At 72.1% G+C, this 8,813-nt stretch carries 7 protein-coding genes; 5 read left to right on the top strand and 2 right to left on the bottom strand.

Going from position 1 to position 8,813, the window contains the following annotated elements; translation table 11 throughout:
* Positions 1–132: 132 nt before the first annotated feature.
* Positions 133–714 carry a TetR/AcrR family transcriptional regulator gene (locus ABD308_RS12780; protein WP_344332919.1) on the bottom strand — a complete coding sequence of 194 codons (582 nt, stop codon included), beginning with the start codon at positions 712–714 and terminating at the stop codon, positions 133–135.
* Positions 715–829: 115 nt separating this feature from the next.
* On the opposite strand from ABD308_RS12780, the gene ABD308_RS12775 reads away from it, so the two are divergent.
* From ABD308_RS12775 to ABD308_RS12760, 4 genes are all read left to right on the top strand, one after another.
* Positions 830–2,581 carry an amidohydrolase gene (locus ABD308_RS12775; RefSeq protein WP_344332829.1) on the top strand — a complete coding sequence of 584 codons (1,752 nt, stop codon included), beginning with the start codon at positions 830–832 and terminating at the stop codon, positions 2,579–2,581.
* 68 nt (positions 2,582–2,649) lie between these two features.
* Entirely contained in the window at positions 2,650–3,945 is a 1,296-nt protein-coding gene (locus ABD308_RS12770) for an ArgE/DapE family deacylase (RefSeq protein WP_344332828.1), read from the top strand.
* Complete coding sequence (locus tag ABD308_RS12765; protein ID WP_344332826.1) at positions 3,942–5,081, top strand: nitrilase-related carbon-nitrogen hydrolase; 1,140 nt, start codon at positions 3,942–3,944, stop codon at positions 5,079–5,081. Before ABD308_RS12770 ends, ABD308_RS12765 begins: the two co-directional genes overlap by 4 nt.
* A 340-nt stretch (positions 5,082–5,421) precedes the next feature.
* The gene (locus ABD308_RS12760; protein WP_344332917.1) at positions 5,422–6,390 is read left to right on the top strand and encodes a cytochrome c oxidase assembly protein; all 969 of its coding nucleotides are present in this window, start codon (positions 5,422–5,424) and stop codon (positions 6,388–6,390) included.
* A gap of 73 nt (positions 6,391–6,463) precedes the next feature.
* Here the strand turns inward: ABD308_RS12760 and ABD308_RS12755 are convergent, their stop codons facing one another.
* Positions 6,464–7,177, bottom strand: coding sequence for a TetR/AcrR family transcriptional regulator (locus ABD308_RS12755; protein ID WP_344332824.1), 714 nt, complete (start codon positions 7,175–7,177; stop codon positions 6,464–6,466).
* A 143-nt stretch (positions 7,178–7,320) separates the two neighbouring features.
* Here ABD308_RS12755 and ABD308_RS12750 point away from each other — a divergent pair, with 143 nt between their 5' ends.
* Entirely contained in the window at positions 7,321–8,781 is a 1,461-nt protein-coding gene (locus ABD308_RS12750; protein WP_344332822.1) for an MFS transporter, read from the top strand.
* The last annotated feature ends 32 nt before the right edge of the window (positions 8,782–8,813 follow it).

Here is an 8,813-nt window from a genome sequence, read left to right as displayed (position 1 = left end):
CGGCGCCGACCACGACGACGTCCCAGACGCCGTCCAGTGGGTCCGGCCGGCGGGGCCCGTCGGCCCGTACGCGGCCGCCCCCGGCCGTCACCGGGTTGCCGGCGCCCTCGTTCGTGGCGTCGGCGCCGGCGTTCAGCCCTTCGGGAAGAACCGTGCGACGGCCGGGCGCAGCCGGGTGGTCTCGAAGTCGTCGGCGGGCAGTGCGAGTTGTTCGAGGTGCAGGCCGTTGATGATGGTCAGCAGGTCTGCGGCGTCGGCCTCGGGGTCCGGGGACCCGGCCCCGCGCAGTTCGCCGGCGAAGGCCGCCCGCTGGGCGATTCCCCAGGCGTCGAGGGTGGCCCGGAGCTGGGGGCGGCGGGCGACCTCCAGGAAGAACTCGTACCGGGCGATGCCGGAGTCCCGGTCGCGGGCGAGGGATCCGGTCACGTACTCCACGATGCGGGTGATCCGCTGCGGGACGTCGGCGTCCGGCACCTGGTGGAACAGTGCGCGCACTTCCTCGATCTGCCGGGTGGCCAGGCGCCGCAGGGCTTCGTCGAGCAGCTGATCGAGGGTGCCGAAGTAGTAGCGGGCGATGCCGTGCGTGGTGCCCGCCTCCGCCGCGATGGCCCGGTGGGTCAGGGCCCGTGCGCCCTCCCGCGCCAGCAGCCGGGTCGCGGCGTCCAGGAGGGATTCACGACGGGCGATTCCGCGGTCCATCCGCGGCTCACGCATGTTTGTCACGGAACTCATCGTAGCGGCGAGGGCCGCGAAGATTTTTCTCCAGATGGAGAACTATTGCGCTACGGTGTGCCCATCAAGCACCACCGTCGAACTGCGGAGGGAAGCTATGACCAACACGATCATCACCGGTGGACGGGTGCGTACGCTCGATCCGAGCGCACCCGAGGCCGAGGCCGAGGCGCTGGTGCTGTCCGGCGGGCGGGTGCTCGCCACGGGGGACCGGGACGCGATGGTGCGAGCGGCGGGGCCCGACGCCCGCCACGTCGACGCCGAGGGCGGCGTGATCATGCCCGGCCTGATCGACACCCACCCGCACGTCATGCACTTCGGGATGCTCGCGGGCGGGCTCGTCGACCTCACCGACGCCCTCGACCACGCGGACATCGTGGCGCGCGTCCGGGCCAAGGCCGCGACCACTCCGGCGGGGGAATGGATCATGTGCACCCCGGTCGGCGAGCCGCACTACTTCATCCGCCGCTCGGAACGGGACCTGGCCGAACGGCGCCTGCCCGACCGGTGGACCCTCGACTCGGCGACCGACGCCCACCCGGTGCTGATCCAGGCCTGGGCGCCGCGCATTCCCAACGTGGTCGCCTTCAACACCGCCGGCCTGCGCGCCGTCGGGCTCACCGACTTCATCCCCGACCGGGTCAGCGACGTCGAGATCGACAAGAACGAGGCCGGCGAGCTCACCGGGATCCTGCGCGGACCCGTCACCAACTACTACACCTACGACCCCTTCTGGGGTCAGATCCTGACCAAGCTGCCGAAGCTCGACATGGGGAACGCCGTCGCCGGCACCACCGCGGAGCTGGCGCGCTACACGGCGCAGGGCGTGACCGCCGTGTACGAGGGCCACGCGATGGAGCCGGAGCACATCGGGGTCTACCGGCACCTGCACGCGACCGGCGCCCTGCCCCTGCGCGTGCTGGCGACGCTGGACGTCGAGTCGGCCATCTTCTACCCGTTCGACCCCCTGTCGCACGACGAATTCACCGCCCGCCTCGAACGGTTCGCCGGCGAGGTCGCGGACGACGGCGACGACATGCTGCGGCTCGACGGGCTCACGATCAGCCCCGGCGGCCCCTGCTTCTCGGGCCACTTCGCGACCTACGAGCCCTACCAGGACCCCTTCGGCCGCCCCACCCGCGGCAACCGCTTCGTGTCCCTGGAGAAGGAGGAGACCTTCGTCAGGTTCTGCGCCGCCAACGGCGTCCGGGCGAACGTGTGCGTAGGCTCCCAGCGCGAGCACGACGACTTCCTCGACATCGCGGAACGCGTCGTTCGGGAGCACGACTTCCGCGACCGGCGCTGGATCCTCCAGCACGCCATCACGATCACGCCCCGGCAGGCCCGCCGCTACGCCGACCTCGGCTTCCGGGTCACCACCAGCGCCGGATTCGCCTGGGGCAAGGGCGCGATGTACGGCGAGCGCATGGGCACCCACGTCTGGCGCGACCTCGAACCGCTGCGCCGCCTCCTCGACACCGGGCTCGACCTGGCGGGCGGCTCGGACTGGGGTCCGAAGAACCCGTGGGAGCAGATCGAACTGGCGCAGACCCACCGCTTCGCGGGCAGCGGCCACCGCAACGACGGGCCGGACCAGAAGCTCTCCCGCATCGAGGCGCTGCAGATGTGGACGACCGGGGCGGCCAAGGTGCTCGACTGGTCCGGCATCGGCTCGCTCACACCGGGGAACCACGCGGACCTGGTGATCGTGGACCGCGATCCGGTGACCTGTTCGGAGGACGACCTCCCCGGTACCAGGGTGCTGCGCACGCTGGTGGGCGGAAGGACCGTCCACGACACCGGTGACCTGCCGACCGTCGGCGACGAGCCGGCATCGAGAGGAGCGTGACCGTGGACGGGACGATGAACCACGACAGGGACGTGCCGGGGTCCCCGGCAACGAGCACGCGCCGGCGGGTGCTCACACGGCTCGACCTGCTGCGCGACGAGATGCTGGACACCCTCACCGCCGCGGTCCGGATCCCCAGCATCACCCCGACCTACCCCGGTGAGGTCTACGCCGACGTGGTCGGCGCCGAGGGGGAGGTCTCGCGCCTGCTGGCCGGGGTCTACGCCGAAGCGGGTGCCGAGACCGACGTCTTCGCCGTCGCACCCGGCCGCGACAACGCGGTGGGGGTGATCCGCGGCACCGGGGGCGGGCGTTCGCTGATCTTCAACGGGCACGTCGACGTGGTCCCGCCCGGGGACGTTTCCGGATGGCGCTCGGGCGACCCGTTCGACGGTGTCGTCGAGGACGGCTGGATCCGCGGTCGCGGCACCGTCGACATGAAGAGCGGCCTGGTCGCGCAGGCGTTCGCGGCCCGCGCGCTGCACGAGGCCGGGGTGCGCCTGCGCGGTGACCTGATCCTCCAGGCGGTCGTCGGCGAGGAGAACCTGGAGAACCACCTCGGCACCTCCGCGGTGCTCGACCGCGGCTACACCGCGGACGGGGCCATCGTCTCCGAACCGACCGGCGGGGACCGGCCGTTGTCCGTCATGGCCGCGACCCCCGGCGTGCTGGTGATGCGGATCGAGGTGACCGGCAAGAGCTCCCACTCGTCGATGCGCGGGCGGATGCTGTACCGGCCCGGCACGACCGGGCCGGTCGCGGCCAGCGCGATCGACCGCGGCTTCGTGATCTACCAGGCGCTGCGCCGGCTGGAGAGCGACTGGGCGGCCACCAAGTTCGATCCGCTCTTCGAACCGGGGCAGTTCACCCTCGCGCCCGGCGTCGTGGACGGCGGCGCGCGCCACTCGCGCAGCGGGGCGTTCATCCCCGACTCGATGAGCATGGTGTACGCGGTGTTCCACCCGCCGGGGGAGGACCAAGCGGTCGTGCGCAAGGAGATCGAGGCCCACATCGCGCACGTCGCCGCCACCGACCCCTGGCTGCGTACGCATCCGCCGGTGGTGGAATGGCCGTTGCGGTATCCGGGTTCGAGGGTCGACGCGGCCCATCCGCTCTGCGTCGCGGTCGCCGACGCCCGTGAACTCGCCGCCGTCGACACGCCATTGGCGGGCCGCCCGCCGCTGGCGGCGTTCCCCTCCGCGGCCGACTCCACGTGGCTGTGCGCCGCCGGGGTCCCCGCGGTCGGCCTCGGGCCGGGCGAACTCGCGATGGCGCACGCGTACGACGAGCGCTGCGCGGTGGACGAGATCGTCTGCGCCGCGCGCGCGTACGCGCTGGCCGCGATGGACTGGTGCGGATCATGAGCGGGCCGATCGCACCGTACCTGGCCGTCGGCCTGTCGACGGTGGTCCGCAGCATCACCTCACGCGCCCAGATCGCGCACAACCTCGACGTCGTCGAGGAGGCCATGCACGCCGCGGTGTCCGTCGTCGGCATCAACATGCCGGTCAAGCTGATCGCGCTGGCCGAGGGAGCGCTGACCGGATTCGCGGACGAGATCCTCGACATCCCGCACGTCACCGCGGCCCGCGACCTGTTCATCGACATCCCCGGTCCGGAGACCGGGCGACTGGCCGCGCTGGCCCGGCACTACGACACCTACATCGTCGCGCAGTGCAAGGCCCGCTGGCCGGAGATCCTGCCCGACCGGTTCTTCAACACGCTGTTCGTCATCTCCCCGGCGGGCGAGATCGTGCACCGCGCCGCGAAGAACCACGTCTGGTGCCGCGAACGCTCCTGCACTCCGCACGACGTGTACGACCGGTGGGTGGAACTCTTCGGCGACGGCATCGACGCGTTCTACCCGGTGCTGCGCACCGACGACATCGGCAACATCGGCACGATCTGCTGCAGTGACGGCGAATACCCCGAAGCGGTACGGGCGTTGGCCCTCCAGGGCGCCGAGGTGGTGTACCGGCCCAGCGAGGCGGTGCCGATGACCCAGGCCGGCCCCGACCCGGGAGGCACCTGGCTGCTGCAGAACCGGGCGCACGCCCACTTCAACAGCCTGTACATGGTCTGTCCGAACGCCGGACCGGTCTATCCGACGCCCGACTCCCGCCACCCGTACGACATCGCGGGCGGCAACGCGCACGTCGTCGACTTCCACGGGGCGGTCCTGGGGCACACCGTCTCCGGGTACAACTCCTTCGTGTCCGGGATCATCGACATCGAGGCGTTGCGGCAGTTCCGGACGATGAACCTCAACAGCAACTGGCTCAAGGACCTGCGCACCGAGGTCTTCCGGCGGATGTACGACGACCCGATCCATCCGGCCAACCTGTGGCTGACGGACGAACCGGTCCGGCACGCCGAGGCGGACGAGATCTACCGCGCCAACATCCGGCGGCTGGTGGAGCGGGGCGCGTACACGCCACCGGCGCACGCGTTTCCCGGCGCCCGCTACATCGCGCCGCCGGACCCCGGTCCGACCGGGTAGCGCTCGATCGCCGGGCGCGGCCCGACGCGCCCGCGGTCGGTCTCGGGAACGACCGGGCCGCTCCAGGACGAGACCGTCGGCCTCGGGGTGACCGGGAGTACGGAGACGGTGACGTCACCCTCGGCGAGCCACCCGGCGAGCGCGTCCGGGCCGACGGCGCGGGTCCCGGCCGGGCGGGTGGGGNNGCCCCCGGCCGGCCGGGGGCGTGACGGGGGCCGGGGGGCGCGCCGGGGTAAGGCCCGCCTAGGCTGTACGCCGAAGCAAAACGGGCGAACCGGACCCGTCCAGGGGCCGTGACGAGGGAAAGCAGGACCCGCCGATGGGCGACGGAATGTCAGGCATGCACCACCACGGCGGGATGACCGACCTAGGCCCCTTCTCGCTCTCCAACGTGCTCACCTGGTCCCCCGACTGGGTGTTCCTGCTCGGCAGCCTGGCCGCGCTCGCGCTGTACCTCACCGGCGTGGTCCGGCTGCGCCGGCGCGGCGACACCTGGCCGATCGGGCGCACGGTGGCCTGGGTGCTGGGCGTCGGCACGGTGATCCTGGTCACCTGCACCGGGCTGAACGACTACGGCATGGTGCTGTTCAGCGCGCACATGATGCAGCACATGGTGCTCTCCATGCTGTCGCCGATCCTGCTGCTGCTCGGCGGGCCGATCACCCTGGCGCTGCGCGCCCTGCGGCCGGCCGGCAAGGGACGTCCGCGCGGGCCGCGCGAGCTGCTGGTGGCCCTGCTGCACTCGACGTACGTCAAGGTGATCTCGCACCCGGCCTTCACCATCCCGCTGTTCATCGCGAGCCTGTACGGGGTCTACTTCACCCCGCTGTTCGACTTCCTCATGGGGTACCGGCTCGGGCACATCTTCATGATGGTCCACTTCCTGGCGACCGGTCTGGTGTTCTTCTGGCCGATCATGGGCGTGGACCCGGGCCCGCACCGCCCCGGCCATGTGATGCGGATCATCGAGCTGTTCATGGGCATGCCGTTCCACGCGTTCTTCGGCGTCGCCGTGATGATGGCCAACCACCAGCTGGTGAACACCTTCACCACCGAGGGCGCGCCGCCCGGCACCGACCTGCTGGCCGACCAGAAGCTCGCCGGCGGCATCACCTGGGCGTTCGGCGAGATCCCGACCGCGATCGTGCTGATCGCGCTGGTCTACCAGTGGATGGGCTCGGAGCAGCGGCTCTCCCGCCGCCGGGACCGCGCCGAGGACCGCAGCGGTGACGCCGAGCTGGCGGCCTACAACGCCTACCTGGCCTCGCTGGACCAGCGCACCCGGCGGCCGGCGGCCGACGCCAACTGACCCCGGCCACGGCCCGCCGCCGGAGCCCCCGTCCGATCCCGGACGGGGGCTCCGGCGTTTCCGGGCGCCGGCCTCAGGCGCCGCCGTCCGGGACCTGCCGGGCCAGGCCGGCGACCAGGATGTCCAGGCCGAACTCGAAGCGCTCCTCGCCGACGTTGCGGGTCAGCGCGACGGCCATCGAGGTGATCATCGGATAGCGCTCGGCCGGGATGGTCGCGAAGTAGTCGCGGATCCGCCCGGTGAACTCCTGCGTGTCGGCACCGCCCCGGGTGGAGGCCTCGAAGGCGGTCGCGGTGGTGTAGAGGCCGAGCAGGTCGACGCCGTACGCGGCGGTCTGCTCGTCCAGGCCGCCGGCCCGCAGCATGGCGAGCATGGTCTCGGCGATGTCCATCGCGTGCGGCGTGACCGGCACGTTGGCGACCACGGCGGCCTTGGCGAGGTCGCGGTGGGAGAGCAGCGCCTCGCGGGAGTTCCGCAGCAGTCGCTTGACCTGCTCCTGCCACCGCTCGGGGTCGGCCGGCTCCAGTTCGATGTCGGCGTAGACGAGGTCCAGGACCAGTTCGAGCAGCTCCTCCTTGGAGCCGACGTGCGCGTAGAGGCTGGCGGCGCCGGTGCCGAGCTCCTGACCGACCCGGCGCATGCTGAGCGCGTCCATGCCCTCGGCGTCGACGATCCGCAGCGCCGCCTCGACGATCCGCTCCCGGCTCAGCGGCTGCCGCCTGGGGGCGGCCTTCGCCTTGTCCCGCCAGTGCTCGGGCCAGCCGGAACGCGGGGCGGCACTGGTCATGGGGACTCCTTCGTGGTCGGCGACGGATCCCAGATTACTTGACACGAACACCGTTCCATGGGAGAACACTGTTCGTCACGAAGAACAGTGTTCGTTCATACGAACGTCGTTCGTCACCGGCTCCGATTCCGGAGATCACTCCCATGACCAGTCAGATCGCCCCTCCCGCGACCGCCGAGGCGCCGTCCGCCGGCTACCGGCTGCGCTGGGCCGGCCTCGCCGTCATCCTCGCCGCCGAGGTGATGGACCTCCTCGACACCACCATCGTCGGCGTCGCGGCGCCCGCCATCCGGCAGGATCTCGGCGGCGGCGACGCCCAGATCCAATGGATCACCGCGTCCTACACGCTCGCCTTCGCCGTCCTGCTGATCACCGGCGGCCGGCTCGGCGACCTCTTCGGCCGCAAGCGCCTGTTCGTCCTCGGCGCGGCCGGCTTCACCCTCGCCTCGGTGCTCTGCGCGGCGGCGCCCGGCGCCGGCACCCTGATCGCCGCCCGCACCGTGCAGGGCCTGTTCGCGGCGCTGCTCATCCCGCAGGGCCTCGGCCTGATCAAGGCGATGTTCCCGCCCAAGGAGGCGGGCGCCGCGTTCGGCCTGTTCGGCCCCGTGCTGGGGCTCTCCTCGGTGCTCGGCCCCAGCCTCGGCGGCTACCTCACCGACGCCGACCTGTTCGGCCTCGGCTGGCGGACCGTCTTCCTGATCAACCTGCCGGTCGGCCTGCTCGCGGTGCTCGCCGCCACCCGGATCCTGCCCGCCGACGCCACCACCCGCACCACCGGCACCGGGCGGCTCGACCCCGTCGGCGTGCTGGTGCTCGGCCTCGCCGTGCTGCTGCTGGTCTACCCGCTGGTCCAGGGCCGCGAGCTGGACTGGCCGTGGTGGACCTTCCTGTCGATGGCCGCCTCGGCGCCGGTGCTGTGGCTCTTCACCCGCCACCAGCGCGGCGTCCTGCGGCGCGGCGGCACCCCGCTGATCGAACCCTCGCTGTTCGCCAAGCGGCCCTTCGTCTCGGCGCTCGCCACCGGGCTGGTGTTCTTCGCCGCGCTCTCCGGGCTGATCCTGGTCTTCACCCTGTACCTGCAGCTCGGCCTCGGCTGGACGCCGCTGCGCTCCGGGCTCTCGATGATCCCGCTGTCGGTCGGCGTGGTGATCGGCGCCGTCCTCTCCGGCGGCCTGCTGGCCCCCCGGCACGGCCGCCGGGTGCTGCACGCGGGCATGGCCGTCGCCGCCGCCGGCGCGCTCGGCCTCTGGGTCACCGTCGAGCACGGGGCGGACGGCCTCACCGTGTGGCAGCTGGTCCCGGCGCTCGCCCTCACCGGCCTGGGCCTCGGCCTGATCATGGCGCCGTTCTTCGACATCGCACTGGCCGGGGTCGAGGAGTCCGAGACCGGCTCGGCCTCCGGCGTGCTCAACGCCCAGCAGCAGCTCGGCGGCTCGGTGGGCGTCGCGCTGCTCGGCAGCGCGTTCTTCGGCTGGGCCCGCGCCGACGGCTTCCGGCACGCGGCCGGCTGGACGTACGGCCTGATCGCCGCGCTGCTCGCCGCGGCCTTCCTGGTCGCCTTCCTGCTCCCCCGGCACGCCCGGCCGGAGGGCGAGGGGCACTGAGGCCACCGAGGCCACTGAGGCCGCGCCCCGAA

Source organism: Kitasatospora putterlickiae (genome assembly GCF_039527695.1).
Classification (GTDB): Bacteria; Actinomycetota; Actinomycetes; order Streptomycetales; family Streptomycetaceae; genus Kitasatospora; species Kitasatospora putterlickiae.
Note: the sequence above shows the minus strand (reverse complement) of the source record. Positions and strands in the feature narration are given on the sequence as shown.